Origin of the sequence: Lactobacillus sp. 3B(2020) (assembly GCF_013487845.1) — a bacterium.
GTDB classification, from domain to species: Bacteria; Bacillota; Bacilli; order Lactobacillales; family Lactobacillaceae; genus Limosilactobacillus; species Limosilactobacillus alvi.
The window spans coordinates 403867-421559 of sequence record NZ_CP047410.1 but is presented as its reverse complement, the minus strand read 5'-3'; the positions used below and the strand labels follow the sequence as shown (position 1 = coordinate 421559).

Sequence of the window (17693 nt, the reverse complement as noted above, 5' to 3'; positions counted from 1 at the left end):
ATCTTGCCTTCTCTTTTATGCTTCTGGTAACTTAATTTCAAATCGAACTTCGTGATCTTCTTCAGCGGAAATGTGGTAAGCTGGTTCAACACCAGCGCCCCAGCTATCAATCCCACCAACACCCCGTACAGCCCCGGCAATCACGAGGACTGTCCGTCGTGCTGGCGGAAGTTCTTCGTGGTGGGTGGCATTTTCGAGTTCTTCACTGGTATATGGTAAGGCGCTGAAGGCAAAGTCATGCTTATTAGCCTTAAATAGCAAACTAAAAGGTTCCTTATCTGGGTCAGCATTATTTTGGGTTGACGCCCGGGTAAGCTTAACCCACTTTGTTGCCATGTGCATCCCATTTTCTTGCGGTACCAAGTACTTCGTAACTGGTAAGCCAGTAACTTCATAAGTCCCTGGTTTGCCCCCGGCCATCCGGTCAGGATAAGTTTCACCAGAAAGGCCTTCATATTCAAACTTAGTAGCTTGTGTTGGCATAATGAACCGCATCCCAAAGACTGGCAATTGGGGTAACCCAACTTGGCCGTGGTACTTAGCAACAACTTTAATTGTCCCGTCAGCCTTCACCTTGTAGCTTACCTTAACGGTGGTTGCTGGAATTGTTAAGGTTTGGTAAGTGTAACTAAGCTTAACTTGCTTGGCATATTCGGCATTGCTAAATTGATTAGTCGTTGGCGCAATTGGTAAGTGCTTAAACCTGTGGCCATCAACTTTTAAAGTGATCTTAGTGCATGGCAAAGCATAGTCAGCAGCTAACCATTGGGCCGACTTAATGTTAAAACCATTTCCCCGGTCATTATCAGTTGTTGCCCGCCAGAAAGTCGGCTTTGGTTCCCGGTACAACCATTCTTTTCCGGCAACTTTTAATGATTCTAAACCACCCCGTTCATAGGAAAACAGGTAAGCAAAATTTTCCCCTTGAAGTCCAAGAGTGCCATCACCGTAAATTACGTGGAGCTTATTTTGGTAATCCATAATAATACTTAACCTCCTGCATTGCTGGCTTTGGTGTCCGATCTGCAAACATAATCCCGTCACCAGAGAATTCATAATCTGAATGGCGATCATCAAAGTCCCCACCATAACGGAGTACTTCTTCACCAGTTACCGGATCCTTTACAAAAATGGCTTGGTCAATGAAGTCCCAAATAAAGCCACCGGCATATTGTGGGTATTTCTTCATCAATTTAATGTACGAACCCATCCCACCAACGGAGTTCCCCATTGAGTGCATGTATTCGCATTCAAGGAATGGTTTATCGGCATGCTTTAAGTACTTTTCTACCCCTTTTGGTGGTAAGTACATCCAACTTTCAACATCAGAAATTTGGCCTCGATAAGCTTCGTTACGGCAAACGCCTTCATAGTGAGTTAACCGACTATCATCATGATCCTTGTAGAACTTGTTCATTGCCGCAATATCATCGGCAGCATATGATTCATTCCCTAATGACCAGAATAAGATGGCTGGGTGATTCTTGAAAGTTTCAAAGTTAGTCTGAGCCCGGTCAAGCACTGCTGGTAACCAAAGTTTCAAGGAACCTGGAACGTTATATGATGGTTCGACAGCTCCTGATTTTTGCCAAGTACCATGACTTTCAAGATTATTTTCAGCCATCATATAAATCCCGTTTTGATCACAAAGTTGGTACCATTCCAACCGATCTGGATAGTGACAAGTCCGAACAGCGTTAATGTTATTTGCCTTGAAAGTAGTAATATCTTGCTTCATATCCGCCATCGTAATTGTCCGCCCACTGTGAGCATCCCATTCATGGCGGTTAACCCCGTTAATAATCAAACGGTGGTTATTAAGCATGATTACGTGATCTTGATTAATTTCAATCCGGCGGAAGCCAAAATCATATGGCACAACTTCCAAAAGGGTACCACTTTGGTTGTAAACCTTAATGGTTAAATGATAGAGGTAGGGATCATCCGTATCCCACAGGTGGACCCGTTCAAAGTTAGTTGGACGAATCGTTGTGGTATCGTTAACTTCATATTTTTCATGGATTAAAGTTTGGTGATCAGCATCAGCCACATCAACCGTTAAATAACCAGCCTCTTTAGTTTCTAGCTTTAATTTCATTGCTAATTGACCACCAACAAAATCGTCATTAACGGTTGGCATCAAATGCAAGTCCTCGACATGAATCTTTGGTTGGGCAATTAATGAAACACTCCGGAAAATTCCAGAGAAACGGAACATATCTTGATCTTCCAACCATGATGCTGAAGAATGCTTGAAAACTTCAACCACGATAACATTGTCTTCATCTTTCAAATAAGGAGTTAAATTAAATTCACTCGGGGTAAAACTATCTTCGGCATAGCCAACAAAGTGACCGTTAAGCCAAAGATAAAGGGCTCGTTCAACTCCTTCAAACCGAACCCGAATCTGTTTGCCCTTTAAACCTGGAGCTAAATTAAACTTTTTCCGATAAATACCAACAGAATTGTCCGTTGCTTGACTGAAAGAGCCAGTTTGTAAGTCTTCCGCCTCAAGGGTCCCAGCAGGCCGCCGGAAGATTTTTCCTTCCCATGGATACCAAGTATTGATGTAGTGAATTTGCGCATAATCACTCATTTCAATTTCGCTTGGTACCGTAATTTGGTCTGTAAAGCCTTCAAAATCGCTTTGCCAAAAGTTAGCTGGCCGAACCTGGGGATTTTCGGCAAAAATAAAATCCCATTGACCATCTAAGGATTGAACCAAACTACTTTTACCATCTAAGACTTCTTCCGCCGTCGCATAAGCTTGGTGATCACTGTGAGCCGGGAGCTGATTAATCCGGTAAACAACTGGATCATCCAACCATTTAAGTTCTGCTTCCATCGGAAAACCTCCTTAAACTAAATGCCGGTTTTTACTAAACGTTTACTCATATAGTATAGCGCTTTCACAAATTAATATTAAGGGTTGACTTTCACGATTTGTTCAATTCTTTTGAAAAAAATATAAATAGGAAAGGATGGAAAATGGTTTTCTCAACGGTCTGGTTGGATTGTTCAGAGCAAGCCAGCCAACTTCTTTAGCGTTTGTGAGCCCATACAAGGCTGGTGCGACCAGCGGGAAGTAACACCATTTGGCTACTGCTTTGACCGTAATTGCTGAGTAACATTAAAAGATACAAAAAAGAGCTAGGAAGAAATCAAATTTCTTCCTAGCTCTTAGTAGTGCGGCAAAGAGGATTCGAACCTCCACGGTCTAAAACGACCACAAGATCCTTAATCTTGCGCGTCTGCCAATTCCGCCACTGCCGCGTCAACAGGTAATATAATATCAAGTAAATACCTGTTTGACAACCCCTTTTTTAAATCTTTTCGATTTTTTTGATTAAAAACTTACCGCCACATTTGGCGCAAATATAACGATCAGTGTTAAACCGGCGTTTTCGCCGAATTATTACCCCACAATGTTGACATTGATACTCAATAATTCGCTGGGGTTTTGCTACCCGCGTTCGACTAGTCGCCGGGGCATAACGCGATCCTCCTACCGCTACTAATAAACGTTTAAAATCAGCATCGCGGTGGCGATAGCCTCTTCTAGCTAAGTGTAAATGATAGTGGCATAGTTCATGTAAAACAACCCGCTTTAAGTTGGCCATATCAAATTCTTCATACATCAAGGGGTTAATATCAATATGATGGTCTTGTAAATGATAACGGCCACCCGTTGTCCTTAAACGGCGGTTAAAAATGATCGGGTGGTTAAGAGGCTTCCCAAAAGCCGCTAAGGACCATTGTTGAGCTAAATGCTGGAGTTCTTCATTAGTCATTTTGCGGTCCTAACATTGTCAGTTGAATCCGTTGTCGCTTTAAGTCCACAGATTGAACCCAAACGGTCACAATATCCCCCACAGCCACAATTTGACGAGGATCATTAACAAACCTCTTGGTCAACCGCGAAACATGAACTAAACCATCGTGTTTAACCCCGATGTCAACAAAAGCGCCAAAATCTACTACGTTACGGACGGTTCCTTGTAGTTCCATCCCCGGTTTTAGATCTTCAACTTTTAAGACATCCTGTCGTAACAATGGTGACGGCATCGTATCGCGGAGGTCCCGTCCCGGTTTCATGAGATCATTAATCACATCGGTAATCGTTGGCAGACCCGCTATTTCAGTAACAAATTGTTGTTTATCTAACTTTTTTAGTCGCCGATTAGCCTCAGCCGTTCCTAAGTCATCCGGTTGAATTTGAGCGGCTGTAAGTAATTGACTTGCCAAAGCATAACTTTCTGGGTGGACATCAGTATTATCTAGTGGGTTTTCCCCACCAATAATCCGCAAGAACCCGGCTGCTTGTTCATAAGCCTTTGGTCCTAGCCGGCTGACCTTTAACAATTGTTTTCGATCGGTATAAGCACCGTTCTCATCTCGGTACTTAACAATATTTTTAGCAATCATTCCCGACAGTCCAGAAATATGCGTCAAAAGTTGGTAACTAGCCGTATTTAAATTAACTCCAACCCGGTTAACAGCCCGTTCAACAATTGTACTAAGTTCAGCCTCAAGTTCTTTTTCTGGTAAATCATGTTGGTATTGTCCAACCCCAATTGCTTGCGGATCAATTTTCACTAATTCCGCTAACGGATCTTGTAGTCGTCGACCAATACTAATCGCACTTCGCTTTTCAACCGTCAAATCTGGAAACTCATCTCTGGCTTCCTTACTTGCTGAATAAACTGAAGCCCCGGCTTCGTTTACAATCACATAGTAAACCGACCGGCTAAGTTTCTTCAATTCATTCGCCACAAATTGTTCTGATTCCCGACTTGCAGTTCCGTTTCCAATCGCTATCATTTCAACATGATACTTTTCAATCAAGTCCCTTAATTGTTGCCCGGCAACAGCACGTTTCGCTTCTGGCGCTGGCGCATGCGGATAAATAACTGCGGTTTGTAATAACTTACCGTGTTGATCAAGAACGGCCAGCTTGCATCCAGTCCGATAAGCTGGGTCAAAGCCTAATACCACCCGTCCCTTTAATGGCGCTTGCATTAATAGATGGTACAAGTTTTCACCAAAGACCTGGATCGCTTGGTCACTAGCAGCTTCCGTTAATTGCCGCCGAATTTCTCGCTCCGTGGCCGGTAACAAGAAGCGTTTATATGCATCCATCGCTGCTTTTTCAACTAACTTTGCCGATGGACTCGTTGTATGATCTTGAATTAGTCTAAATTTAAAATAGTTTTTAATCGTTGCTTCATCGAGAAGTAATTTTACCCGGAGAACCTTTTCTTTTTCTCCCCGGTTAATCGCCAAGGTCCGGTATGAAGTCATTTCAGCAACCGGGATCTTAAAATCATAGTACTGTTGGTAGACGCCCATTTCATCAAGTGCTTGTCCATCCTTTTTTACAGTTGTTTCAATTTCACCATGATCTTGGGCATAGCTTCTAAGCCAAGCTCGCGCAGTACTCATTTCACTAATGGCTTCAGCTAAAATTTCATGAGCACCAGCTAAAGCTACTTCGACATCTGGGACATCGTCATTCAAATATTTAGCTGCTTCTTCAGTTGGTGCCGTCATCGAGTAGGTTAATAACCAATTAGCCAGTGGCATTAGACCATGTTTCTTTGCGACTTGCGCCTTTGTTTGCCGTTTCTGTTTAAATGGTAAGTACAAGTCTTCAACCGTTGCTAAATCTTGGGCTTCGTTAATTTTCTTTTCCAAAGCTGGCGTTAACTTTGCGGCTTCCTTAATTGCCTTAATCACCGTCTGCTTCCGGGCAAAAAGCTCACTCTCCTTATGATAAGTCGTTTGGATTTTTTGAAGGGCGACTTCATCAAGCGTCCCCGTCCGTTCCTTCCGATAACGAGCAATAAAGGGAATCGTATTCCCTTCATCCATTAATTGGAGAGCAGTTTTAACTTGCCAGGCTTTATATTTTGATAGATTATTTGCAACTTGATTTATGACTGTTTGTTCCATACTTCCCCCTTAAGATTAGTCCATGGCAGCAATTTTGATGCTAGATTTGGTTTAATTTTATTGTCGGCGACAACACGGTAGAAGCGCTAGCCAAAATTTCTAAATCACATCGTTTTTGGCAATCTTCCGCGTAATCTAGCTTCCAAAAATTCATCGCCAAGTTAAGCTGACCGCCCTAAGATTATCTAAGACTTAGGCGATAAGCGTTAAAGGCTACACAATTCTAGATTATATCTAGCGCAATCCGGCTCTGCTGTACTTTGGATAAGTGTAGAGCTTAATGCTCGTTTTATTCTTATCCGCGCCTCAAACCTAGGAAAACCTTTTTACTTCCACCAATCATCACTTGGCGTAACTGGCAGATGACGTTTATGGCCGGTACGTTGATACCAAGCTTCAATCTTTTCGGCCACTGCTTGGTCAACTGACTTTCCTTCCAAATAGTCATCAATATTTTGGTAAGTTACCCCCAAGGCCTGTTCATCGGGTAAAGCGGGACGATCTTCTTCCAAATCAGCCGTTGGGGTCTTTTCATACAGATGAGCAGGAGCATTTAACCTTTCAAGCAACGCTCGACCTTGTCGCTTATCCAAACCAGTCAAGGGAGTTAAATCGGCCCCACCATCCCCAAACTTAGTATAAAAACCAGTTACTGCTTCTGCAGCGTGATCAGTTCCAACAACTGCACCGTGATGAGCACCCGCAATGGCGTACTGGACAATCATCCGTTCCCGGGCCTTAATGTTACCCTTGTTAAAATCAGAAATCGTCTCACCAGCGGTTGCTAATGCCCTCATCATCGCGTCAGTCGCTGGTTTAATATTTACGCGATCTGTTTGATCAGGATGGATAAAATCATTAATTGCACTCATTGCGTCCGCTTCATCCGCTTGCTCACCATATGGTAACCGAACGGCAATGAAACGATAATTGCTATCCCCCGTTTTATCTCGCAAGCCCTCCACTGCAAGTTGCGAAAGCCGTCCGGCTAACGATGAATCTTGACCACCGGAAATTCCCAAGATTAAAGTTTTCATACCGGTTTTCAACAAATAATCTTGAATAAACTTAACTCGTTGATCAATTTCAGTTTGCGGATCAATTTGGGGTTTGACCCCTAAAGTAGCAATAATTTCACTTTGTTTAGTCATTTTTGCTTTCCTTCCCAAGCTTATCTACATAATCGTGAATTCTGGCAATCAAAGCCATCTTATTGTCATAACATTTTTGTGAAAGATCAACCGGGTAAACTTCTGGATTTAAATCCCGTTTATATTCTTCCCATAGCCGGTCTAGCCGTTCTTTATGAGCATGCTTAATCTCATCCAAACTTGGTTCATCATAAACTAATTCACCATTCACAAAAATATTTTGTAAGAGTGGTCGGGCAACGAAGTCCTTAACCGTCTTATGCAAGAAGGTAAATTGAGGATCAAACATGTATAAGGAATCCAGTTGTCGTGGATCCTCATCGAACAATGTCACATAATCCCCTTCACTCTTTCCATCACTCCGGTCAGTAATCCGCCAAACTTGGTGCTTACCAGGAGTTGAAACCTTCGTGATATTATTTGAGAGCTTCATTGTATCAACCATTTCACCATTTTCATTTTCAACAGAAACTAGTTTATAAACTGCCCCAAGGGTTGGTTGATCATAAGAAGTAATTAATTTGGTTCCAATTCCCCAAGCATCAATTTTAGCCCCTTGCATCTTAAGATTTTGGATGGTTTTTTCATCTAAATCATTTGAAGCATAGATCTTAGCCTTTGGGAAGCCAGCATCATCAAGCATTTGCCGAATTTTCTTTGAAAGGTACGCCATGTCACCGCTATCAATCCGGACCCCTTGGAAGTTAATCCGGTCACCAAATTCCTTGGCAACTCGGATTGCCGTTGGGACCCCACTTCTAAGGGTATCAAAGGTATCAACTAGGAAGACGCAATCCCGGTGCGTTTCAGCATAAGCTTTGAAAGCCTGGTATTCATCCCGGTATGTTTGAACTAAAGCATGCGCATGAGTTCCCGAAATTGGAATGCCAAAGAGTTTTCCAGCCCGTACGTTACTAGTTGCGTCAAAGCCCCCGATATAAGCCGCCCGGGTTCCCCAGAGGGCAGCATCAAATTCTTGCGCCCGCCGGGTCCCAAATTCCATAATTAGTTGATCACCGACGACTGACTTAATTCGGGAAGCCTTTGTTGCAATCATAATTTGAAAATTAATAATATTTAAGATTGCCGTTTCAACTAAAGTCGTTTCAAGTAAATTTCCTTCGACCTGAACAATTGGTTCGTGATTAAAGACTAACTCCCCTTCAACCACACTCCGGACGGTTCCTTGGAACTTAAAATTAGCCAAGTAATCTAAAAAGTCCTGATCAAACATCCCCGTTGACCTGAGATAAGCAATATCACTTGGCGTGAAGTGAAGTTGCTTTAAATACTCAATAATCCGGCTTAGTCCGGCAAAGACAGCATAGCCATTCTTAAATGGCATCTTGCGGAAAAATGCTTCAAAAACCGCTTTCCGGTCGCCGATCCCCTGTTGCCAATATGTCTGCATCATCGTCAGTTCATAAGCATCTGTATGCAAGGTTAAACTGTCATCGGGATTTAAGTATTCCATAATTTAAAAGCTCCCTTTTTATTTTTCCAGGATAAATTCAAAGCGGTTTCCAACATACTGTGAGTGAACATATTCAAATGGTCGCCCATCTTGCAAGTAAGAAACTTGATTCATTCGTAGTAACGCATCACCCCGGCGAATCCCAAGGTATTCAGCAATTCGCTCCGTTGCGCTAATTGCTGAAACCGCTTGGGTCGCATGACCTGGGTAGAGATGGGCCTTATCGGCCAAAGCTTTAAAGAAAGAAGTCGTAATTTCTTCCTTAGTAAAACCCTCAATTAGGTTTGCCGGGACCGTGGCTGCTTCATAGCAAATTGGAACATCATTACCATAACGAATTCGCTCCATCCGCAGGACCCGTTCATTTGGCTTTAATTGTAAAGTTTCGGTTTCATTTTGAGAAGGAAAAGTCAAATGGTAAGAAATCGTCTTACTAGATGGTTCTTTCCCTAACGTATGCATCAATTCTGTAAAACTCGTTACCCCCGCCATCTTCTCTTGTACTTTACGGTTGGCAACGTAAGTTCCGGCTCCCACTCGTCGTTCAAGGATTCCATCGTCAACTAAAGTTTGAATTGCTTGGCGCAAAGTCATTCGACTAACCCCAAATTGAGCAGCCAGTTCTCGTTCTGCTGGAATCTTTTCACCAATTTGCCATTTTCCCGCTTCGATATTTTCCCGTAATTCATTATGAATTTGAATATATACCGGTGATCCCATTTTGTCCGCTCCTCTCGTCTCTACATCCATGTATTACGTAATATTTTAACACTTCAACAATTGGGCTACCAATTTTTTTGGTTGGGCAAAATTATTTAAAAGTTATGAGAAAATTACCTTTACTTTGAGAGCAAAAAAGCGGGTGGAAAGAAACTTGCATTTCCCCACCCGCTCTGAATTTTACAAAAAATATGGTCAAGTAGCATGACCGCGCTCCTAAGCTTACTGCTTTTGCTTTTTTGCCAAATCAATTGTGCGATCAACAATAATTGACTGGGAATCCGCAACCGGATACTCAGTTTCAGGATTCATCTCTTCGGCATAAGAAAGCTCCGTGCATCCAAGCACCACAATGTCGGCCCCCATATCTTCCACCATTGTTTGAACTAAATGATGATACTTCTGACCGTCCGAATGACCAGCAATCTTAATATCATCGTAGATTAACGATTCAGTTTCATCAATTATTGCTTGAGTTGGTTTAATAACCTCATACCCCGCCTTTTCAAGGTATCCATCGTATAAGCCTGATTTAATTGTGCCCGGGGTTGCCAGTAAACCAACCTTCTTTGCGGACGGCTTGATCCGGGAAATTTCCTTTACCGTCTCATCAATCATATTTAAAATTGGAATTTCAGTGGCTGCTTGTAATTCATCAAAGAAATAGTGCGCTGTGTTACAAATTAAAACAAAAAAGTCAGGCTTTAACAGACTTTGTTGCTTAATATCTTCGATCAGTGCTGGCCGAGGATCAGCCTTGGTGTGATCAAGAATCCAAGTCGTCCGATCCGGAACGGTCGCATGGTTAACAACAATGTAATCATAATAATCTTGATCGGAATGAGTTGGCGTCCGTTGATCCAAAATCCGAACATAACTCTCAGTGGCCAACGTTCCCATTCCGCCTAAAACTGTGAAAAAATGTTTCATTCTATTACCCCATTCCATAAAGAATCACTTGCTAATAATAACATATTTTTATTTTGGTAGCCGATAACTTACCGGGTCAAAAGTTACTAATTGTCTTAACCAACTGAGAGTCGCTTCATCAGGGGCCTGGTTAATTGGAAAAGTAAATGGTGCGAATAGCGCTTGAATTGTCGCCCACTTTAGTTGACCATCTTGTTCCAATTGGGTAACTAATTGCTGGGCTAATTGCTGACTTTGATGACTTTGCTGTCCCTTTAACAAGGTTAAAGTAGCAGCTTGATGAGCAAATTGAAGCGCCAAAAGATGGTTCAATTCGCTTAAGTTTGGCAGATGTTTTAAATATACCCGCTTAGCCAACGGAATTGCTGGAACTTCACGTTTTAAAAACTTTGCCATCACTGGCCAAGTCAAACTTACTTGGGCCCAAAATTGCCATGGTACCCGACTACTTGCATTTACAATGACCGACTGCAAAGCTTGACCAACTTCCCCGTTCGCTAAAATTCCTGGCGTTAACTCCTGTAAGAAACGCTGATTGGTCTCCCGAAATTCCTTTGGTAAAGAATGCTTTGTTGTTAAAGCGTACCGCACCAAAAGAAAATCAGCTGCTTGTTCACTATCAATTACCCGACTTTGGCTCTGCTTTTTGCTCTTAAAATTATCCCGTTGATGAACCAGTTTACTTGCTTTTGCATATTGCCCTTGTTTTACCATCTTAATTTCCCCTTTGATGCAAAAAAGCCGCCACCGAAGTGACGACTTTGACAGTTGGGCTAGCTGGATTCGAACCAGCGCATGACGGTACCAAAAACCGTTGCCTTACCGCTTGGCTATAGCCCAATAATGAAATGGAGGAGAGTGGATTCGAACCACCGAACCCGAAGGAACGGTTTTACAGACCGTCGCGTTTAACCAGACTTCGCTACTCCTCCAAGAGGTTAACCGTTTCAATTAAACAATCAACGTATATTATAATACACAATTTAACTGCTAATTGCAAGTATTAATTTTAAACTTTTTGGAGAATTTTGTTAATTAAATAAAAAATCGCCACCGCAGTGACGACTTTAACAGTTGGGCTAGCTGGATTCGAACCAGCGCATGACGGTACCAAAAACCGTTGCCTTACCGCTTGGCTATAGCCCAATAATGAGATGGAGGAGAGTGGATTCGAACCACCGAACCCGAAGGAACGGTTTTACAGACCGTCGCGTTTAACCAGACTTCGCTACTCCTCCGGAAATCAATTGCTTCCTCTGAACAATCAACGAATATTATATTACACAAACTACCGGTTGATTGCAAGACCTAATTGTAAAAAATTAAAGTTCCCAAACAATTAATCGTTTCTCCCACTGAGCCATAAAGGTTGGCATTTGCCATTCACGATAGCGCCGTTTTACCCCAACAGCTGCATTATAATAATTTACTCCACCAACTTTCAACACTGGTGGTTGACCATGGAGGTGCCCAAAAACAACTCGTTTCACGATCGCTGAAGTAGCTAGCTTTTCGCCAAAGCGTTGGCTCCCTAACATCGCCCAAAGCATATTCCAAAATTCAATTTGACGAGCGCGGTTAAACTGAGATGGCATTGGTGGTACTAACTCGACTGTTGGAACAAAATGAGTTAATAAAATCACCTTTTTCTTGTCTTGACTTGCTGCTTGGAGTTGTTCATCAAGATCATTTATTTGGCGCGCTAAGCGAGCTTGATCCGTTTCTCGTTGGGGGATCCCCCCATCGATCCAGTAAACTCTTTTCCAATGAGCCACCTTCACTCGGTCAACCTGGTAGGGTGAAAACGTATAGTCATACCATCCATTAATACCAATCAAGCGCCAGTCAGTTTGTGGAACATCAAAGTAAGAATTGTGGAAATATAGCGGATCCGCTAACTTTTCAAGCGACTCTTCTCTAATTCCACTAATTAGATCGTGGTTCCCTGCTAAATAACGAATTTTTATAAGTCCCCCTACCCGCTGTTGGAGTTCATGAACGTAAGCTTGTGTTCTTTGAAAATTATTAAAGAGATCACCTAAATGATAATATTGATCAATTCGGTGACTTACTAACCAATCCGCTTGTTGATTAACCGCCCAATGAGGGTCAATTTGATTTACATCAAGATGGTTATCACTACTAATCGCTATCCGCATAATCATTTTCCCTCATAACTTGTCAAAATCAGTTTGCCATCTAAAAACTCCCCCAAAAATACCTGACTAACCGACTCAAAGCCCCCTTCATCAAGCTGTTTTTTTAGCCAAGGATGATCATGGTGGATCAACTCTAAGACGTCTTCATTAACTTGTCCATCACTAATTAAGGGAAAGCGAATGTTTTGATCATCATTTTCAATTACCGTTAACTGGCCATTTTGTTCAAATAGACAGTTTTTAATCTTGGAAACTGAGAAAATCCCTTGCATCCGCAATCTGAACATTAAATCATTAGCTGATATTCCAGCCTGCATACAATTTTCAACAATTACTTGGCCGTTTTTTACAACCTGAACTGGACGCCCATCAATTAACCGTTTAACTTTACGATTATGATCCCGCAAAAATTTGATAATAAAAACCACTAAGGTCCAAAGAATTAAAACAATTAGAAATTGCAAAATACTAATTGCCGGATTATAAATTACTCCCCCAACAATTCCCCCAAGAACATAGTTTTGAAGTTGGTCAAGAGCAGTTGTTGGCGCTAAATTACTCTTGCCAAAGAGATTAATTTGGACAATCAACGTTAATAACCCGAGTCCAAATTTAACAAACAATTGCCAATAATCTAATTGCATTAATCTTTCACCTCAACTTGGTGGTTAATTACGTGAACTTTTTTTAAAGTATAAGTTTTATTGTCACTGCTAAAAGTAACTTGATAATTTTCCTTTTGTGGCCTTACCCTGACGATCATGCCATTTACGATAGTCGTCGAATTAACTAAAATTTGATTAGGCTTAACTCCTTCATCTAAGGCTACTGACCGAATGAAAGGTATCATTTGTGTGGTACGTGCCACCTGATCGTTTAGCGTCATAAATTTTTCTCCTTCGATCCCCGTCAACAATAACAAGCAAAGCAGGGCAATAATTCCTAAGTCACGATATCTTGTTTTTAACCGATTCTTAAGGTAACCAACCATAAAGCCAACCACCGCTAAAAAAGCGAAAAGAATTAAAATTGTTAATACTAATTGTTGGTTCTGTTGATTGGTTTCAAGATAATGCAAAGTGTAAAAATCCATCCAACGCTCCATTTTCAAATTTAAAACTACTTACTAAAAAAGAGGAAGGGTTTCCCCATCCTCTTCATTATTCAATATTAAATTTTATTAGTCAATTCCGCCCATCAGGTTGTGAATCTTCTTAACCATGAAGAACATGATCACCCCGAAGACTACACTAACGGTCCCGATAATTAAGAAGTATGGGATTTCTGTTGCGGATGAATAGTATTTAACAATTTGAGCATTGACGGCTTGACCAGCAGAGTCAGCCAAGAACCACATACTCATCATTTGAGATTGGAAAGCCTTCGGTGCTAACTTCGTCGTCACTGAAAGTCCAATTGGTGAAATTAACATTTCGGCAATTTCAACAATGAACCAGGAACCAACTAACCACAATGGACTAACCCGACCAGCGGTTGTTCCATGAATAATTCCTGGTAAGGCCATCCACATGTAAGAAAGCCCGGCAATAACCATCCCAGCCGCAAACTTCCCTGGCGCACTTGGTTGATATTTCCACTTTGACCATAGCCAAACGAAGAATGGGGTTAAGATCATGATGAACAAGGGATTCAAAGTCTGGAAGTTAGCCGCTGCAAAATGCCAACCCCCAATGTGTAAGATCGTCCGTTGTTCCGCAAACAGTGCTAAGACAACCGAGCCAGATTCTTCAATTCCCCAGAAAATTGCGGCTGCAATAAATAGTGGAATATAAGCAACTACCCGGGAACGTTCAACCTTCGTAACTTTCTTGGAGTTTAACATCATAATAAAGTAAATGATTGGTAAAGCAATCGCAATGATCGTAATGATGTTAATAACGTTGGTGATGTTTAATTGGCCCATCGCTGCAAGTAGTCCTAAGACAACAGCTAAAACAATTACTCCAACAACCGTCCAAGTTATAATTGGCTTTAGACCTTCCCGATCGATTGGGTCGTTTGGATAAAGACTGTCCTTTGAAAGGTACTTTTTACCATCAAGCCAGTATTGGATCAAACCAAAGAACATTCCAATGGCTGCCAAGGAGAAGCCGGCATGGAAATTCATCGTCGAACCAAATAAGTGGAAACCAAAACCATTAGCAGCCCACGGAACCGCCCATGGAGCAACTGCCGCCCCTAAGTTAATCCCAAAGACGAACATACTGAATCCGGCATCCCGGCGTTTATCACCTTCGTTATAAAGGCTCCCAACCATATCAGAGACGTTTGGCTTTAAGAGCCCCGTCCCAGCAACGATTAAGGCAATCGAAGCATAAAGAGCTGGTAAACCGAATGGTAGGGAAAGGGCAATATGTCCAAACATGATTAAAACCCCACCAATGAAGACCGTCTTTCGAGCACCCCAGACCCGATCAGAAAGCCAACCACCAACAACCCCTGATAGATAAACAAGGGAACCGTAAATTGACATGATCGAAGCTGCAGTAGCTTGATTCATGCCAAGACCACCTTGGCTTACCGCATAGTACATATAGAAGAGTAAGATGGCCCGCATCCCGTAGTAACTAAACCGTTCCCACATTTCGGTGAAAAACAGCGTCGATAGTCCCCGGGGTTGACCGAAGAATGATGCATCCATCGATTTTTGTTTCTCCATTAATTTTCCTCCAAATTGGATATATTCATTGCTTTTAATGAAAGAGATGAGAAATATTGTGTTAAAGTCATCATCGTTTTTTAATAAAAGTGTAATTAATTATACTCTCAGAAATAGAAATCGTCAAATTTAAAAAACGTTTTACGCCTTGATATCATTAGGATCAATTATCCTATTTTGTTTCAAAATTTATTTATACTTCTCATTATGAACTGAAAATTTCTCATTCCTTTGTTTCATAAAGTCAGTCTAAATGTTAGATTTAATTTTATAAGTCGACTGGCATAAAATAACTAAAAAATGCTGAAAGACAATCCTCTCTTCTCGGTTTTTCTTATCCTACAGAACCGGTTAAAAGCTTTCTTACCACCTCACTTTTTAAATTTTGCCTGTAATTTGAAACGTTGTAACTTACCGCTTGCATTCCGGGGTAATTGCTTAACCCCATATATCTCTTTTGGAACTTTATAGTGGGCTAATTTTTCCCTTCCAAATCGAATTAAACCTTCAGGATCAACGTTGCCAACAACGAAGGCGACTGGTGTTTGACCCCAGATTGAATCTGGTTTACCAACTACTGCAACTTCTTTAACCCCGGGGTACTGTTGTAAGACGGTTTCAACTTCTTGGGGAAAGATATTTTCACCCCCAGAAATGATCATTTCGTCTTTCCGGCCCGCAACAAAAAGAAAGCCTGCTTCATTTAGATGACCAACATCCCCAGTAAGGAACCACCCATCTTTAAACTTCGTTGCAAACTTTTGCGGTTGATTTAAATAGCCCGGCGTTAGCGCTGGCGTTTTAATCGCAATTTCATTAGTTTTTGGCATAATCTTAAGTTGCGTCGTAAATAATGGTTTCCCGACAGAGCCAATTTGTTCTTCAGCATCTTTAGCACTTAAAGCAATTACTTGCGAACAAGTTTCTGTCATCCCGTAACATTGGACGACTTGTAACTTGGCATTTTGGCAAGCCTTTAGTGTTGCAAGATCAATTGTCCCCCCACCAAGGAGAATCAACCGAAAATGATTATTATAGGTTCGTTTACTCTGCCGCCGTTGGGCTAACATTCTTTTTAACATGTAGGGCACCGCTGAAATTATTGTAACTGGTTCAGTTACCAAAACATTTTCAACGGCTTGCGGCTCAAAATGCGTCATTAAACGCACTGTCATCCCATAAACTAAACCGCGCATTAAAATCGAAAAGCCACTAATATGAAATAACGGGGTAACGCATAACCACTCTTCATTTTCTACCAAACCGAGATTAAGGCTAGACGCAATTGCTGAAGTATAATGGTTACCAAAGGTTTGGAGGACTCCTTTGGGACGCCCCGTAGTCCCTGACGTATACATAATACTTGCCACTTTATCAAAATTAAATTCAGCGATTAAATTTGCTTTAGCTGAAGGACGTTTTAAAACCTTTGCAAATGATTGGTAACGGTGGTCAAAATCTTCGCGCATTAAAACGTCATCCACGATCACCAAGTCTAAATCACTATCATCAACTTGAAACCTTAATTCTTGGGTTGATAAGCGCCAGTTTAACCATACAATCGTTTTCCCAATTGATATTAGAGCAAGCGCCAACCGGTAACCTTGGATGTTATTTGTCGTCATCAAGCCAACTCGCTCTTTTGCAGTTAAATTTACCAAATGACTAGCATCAGCCTTAATTTTTGCGAGAAGAGTTGCGAAATCATAACTTATTTGACCATCGCTGACGGCAATTCGATGCGGATTTAACTCGGCCTGTTTGATTAACCAATTTTGTGTTTTCATTATTTTTTATGGGAAAGTTGGAAATTGACCAAAGTCAGGCTTCCGTTTTTCATTAAAGGCATCCCGACCCTCTTTACCTTCATCAGTAGTGTAGAACAACATTGTGGCATCGCCACCCAATTGTTGCAGACCGGCCAAACCGTCAGTATCAGCGTTCATTGCGGCTTTAATTAACCGAATAGCAGTTGGAGACTTTTGTAAGATTTCGTTAGCCCATTCCAAAGTTGCATTTTCTACTTGATCAAGCGGAACAACCCGATTAATCCAATTCATTTGAAGAGCTTCTTCAGCTGTGTAGAAGTGATTTAAGAACCAGACTTCCTTAGCCCGTTTGTGGCCAATTACCCGCGCTAAATAACCTGAACCATATCCAGCATCAAACGACCCCACCTTCGGGCCAGTTTGACCAAACTTTGCGTTATCAGCAGCGACTGTTAGATCACACACAAGCTGGAGAATATTACCGCCCCCAACTGACCAACCCTTAACCATCGCAATTACCGGCTTTGGTATAATACGAATGAGGTGTTGGAGATCCAATACATTTAAGCGTGCAATATGGTCGGGACCAACATAGCCCCCGTTTCCCCGTACTGATTGGTCACCGCCGGATGAAAAGGCCTTATCTCCAGCTCCAGTTAAGATAATTACTCCAATTGAACGGTCATCCCGACAAATCGTAAATGCTTCAATCATTTCAGCAACCGTCACCGGTGTGAATGCATTTAATTTTTCTGGCCGATTCATCGTAATCTTGGCAATTTTACCAGCTCGTTCGAAGATAATTTCTGAAAAATCCTTTACCTTTTCCCACTTTACGTCTGCCATTTTTAAACTCCT

At 41.6% G+C, this 17693-nt stretch carries 15 protein-coding genes and 5 tRNA genes; all 20 read right to left on the bottom strand.

Annotation, left to right across the window (positions count from 1 at the left end; all coding sequences use genetic code 11):
- Window positions 1-15: 15 nt before the first annotated feature.
- A complete protein-coding gene (locus tag GTO83_RS02010) occupies window positions 16-981 on the bottom strand; it encodes a beta-galactosidase small subunit (RefSeq protein ID WP_180871482.1) in 966 nt (321 codons plus the stop codon).
- On the bottom strand, window positions 965-2845 hold the full coding sequence (locus GTO83_RS02005; protein ID WP_180871481.1) for a glycoside hydrolase family 2 TIM barrel-domain containing protein: 1881 nt from the start codon (window positions 2843-2845) through the stop codon (window positions 965-967). The genes GTO83_RS02010 and GTO83_RS02005 overlap by 17 nt, the downstream gene beginning before the upstream one ends.
- 342 nt (window positions 2846-3187) lie before the next feature.
- A tRNA-Leu gene (locus tag GTO83_RS02000) sits at window positions 3188-3273 on the bottom strand.
- A 50-nt stretch (window positions 3274-3323) separates the two neighbouring features.
- Window positions 3324-3791, bottom strand: a complete 468-nt coding sequence (locus tag GTO83_RS01995; RefSeq protein WP_180871480.1) for a SprT family protein — start codon at window positions 3789-3791, stop codon at window positions 3324-3326.
- On the bottom strand, window positions 3784-5952 hold the full coding sequence (locus tag GTO83_RS01990) for a Tex family protein (RefSeq protein WP_180871479.1): 2169 nt from the start codon (window positions 5950-5952) through the stop codon (window positions 3784-3786). Before GTO83_RS01990 ends, GTO83_RS01995 begins: the two co-directional genes overlap by 8 nt.
- A 326-nt stretch (window positions 5953-6278) precedes the next feature.
- Window positions 6279-7103, bottom strand: coding sequence for an ammonia-dependent NAD(+) synthetase (gene nadE, locus GTO83_RS01985; RefSeq protein WP_180871478.1), 825 nt, complete (start codon window positions 7101-7103; stop codon window positions 6279-6281).
- Entirely contained in the window at window positions 7096-8577 is a 1482-nt protein-coding gene (locus tag GTO83_RS01980) for a nicotinate phosphoribosyltransferase (protein ID WP_180871477.1), read from the bottom strand. Before GTO83_RS01980 ends, nadE begins: the two co-directional genes overlap by 8 nt.
- Before the next feature lie 18 nt (window positions 8578-8595).
- Window positions 8596-9297, bottom strand: coding sequence for a GntR family transcriptional regulator (locus GTO83_RS01975; RefSeq protein ID WP_180871476.1), 702 nt, complete (start codon window positions 9295-9297; stop codon window positions 8596-8598).
- Window positions 9298-9519: 222 nt separating this feature from the next.
- Window positions 9520-10227, bottom strand: coding sequence for an aspartate/glutamate racemase family protein (locus GTO83_RS01970; protein WP_180871475.1), 708 nt, complete (start codon window positions 10225-10227; stop codon window positions 9520-9522).
- Window positions 10228-10275: 48 nt separating this feature from the next.
- Window positions 10276-10941, bottom strand: coding sequence for a hypothetical protein (locus GTO83_RS01965; protein ID WP_180871474.1), 666 nt, complete (start codon window positions 10939-10941; stop codon window positions 10276-10278).
- 54 nt (window positions 10942-10995) lie between these two features.
- Window positions 10996-11067 (bottom strand) — tRNA-Gln (locus GTO83_RS01960).
- Window positions 11068-11076: 9 nt separating this feature from the next.
- A tRNA-Tyr gene (locus GTO83_RS01955) sits at window positions 11077-11159 on the bottom strand.
- A gap of 142 nt (window positions 11160-11301) precedes the next feature.
- Window positions 11302-11373 (bottom strand) — tRNA-Gln (locus GTO83_RS01950).
- 9 nt (window positions 11374-11382) lie between these two features.
- Window positions 11383-11465, bottom strand: a tRNA-Tyr gene (locus tag GTO83_RS01945).
- An 84-nt stretch (window positions 11466-11549) separates the two neighbouring features.
- A complete protein-coding gene (locus GTO83_RS01940) occupies window positions 11550-12392 on the bottom strand; it encodes a metallophosphoesterase (protein ID WP_219634233.1) in 843 nt (280 codons plus the stop codon).
- Window positions 12389-13030: a DUF421 domain-containing protein gene (locus tag GTO83_RS01935; protein WP_180871472.1), complete on the bottom strand. Its 642-nt coding sequence runs from the start codon at window positions 13028-13030 to the stop codon at window positions 12389-12391. The genes GTO83_RS01940 and GTO83_RS01935 overlap by 4 nt, the downstream gene beginning before the upstream one ends.
- On the bottom strand, window positions 13030-13479 hold the full coding sequence (locus GTO83_RS01930; protein ID WP_180871471.1) for a DUF3290 domain-containing protein: 450 nt from the start codon (window positions 13477-13479) through the stop codon (window positions 13030-13032). The genes GTO83_RS01935 and GTO83_RS01930 overlap by 1 nt, the downstream gene beginning before the upstream one ends.
- Window positions 13480-13566: 87 nt before the next feature.
- Window positions 13567-15066, bottom strand: coding sequence for a peptide MFS transporter (locus tag GTO83_RS01925; RefSeq protein ID WP_180871470.1), 1500 nt, complete (start codon window positions 15064-15066; stop codon window positions 13567-13569).
- 371 nt (window positions 15067-15437) lie between these two features.
- Window positions 15438-16853 (bottom strand): o-succinylbenzoate--CoA ligase, encoded by a 1416-nt coding sequence (locus GTO83_RS01920; RefSeq protein ID WP_180871469.1) that lies wholly within the window; start codon window positions 16851-16853, stop codon window positions 15438-15440.
- 6 nt (window positions 16854-16859) lie between these two features.
- On the bottom strand, window positions 16860-17681 hold the full coding sequence (gene menB, locus GTO83_RS01915; RefSeq protein WP_180871468.1) for a 1,4-dihydroxy-2-naphthoyl-CoA synthase: 822 nt from the start codon (window positions 17679-17681) through the stop codon (window positions 16860-16862).
- Window positions 17682-17693: the final 12 nt, after the last annotated feature.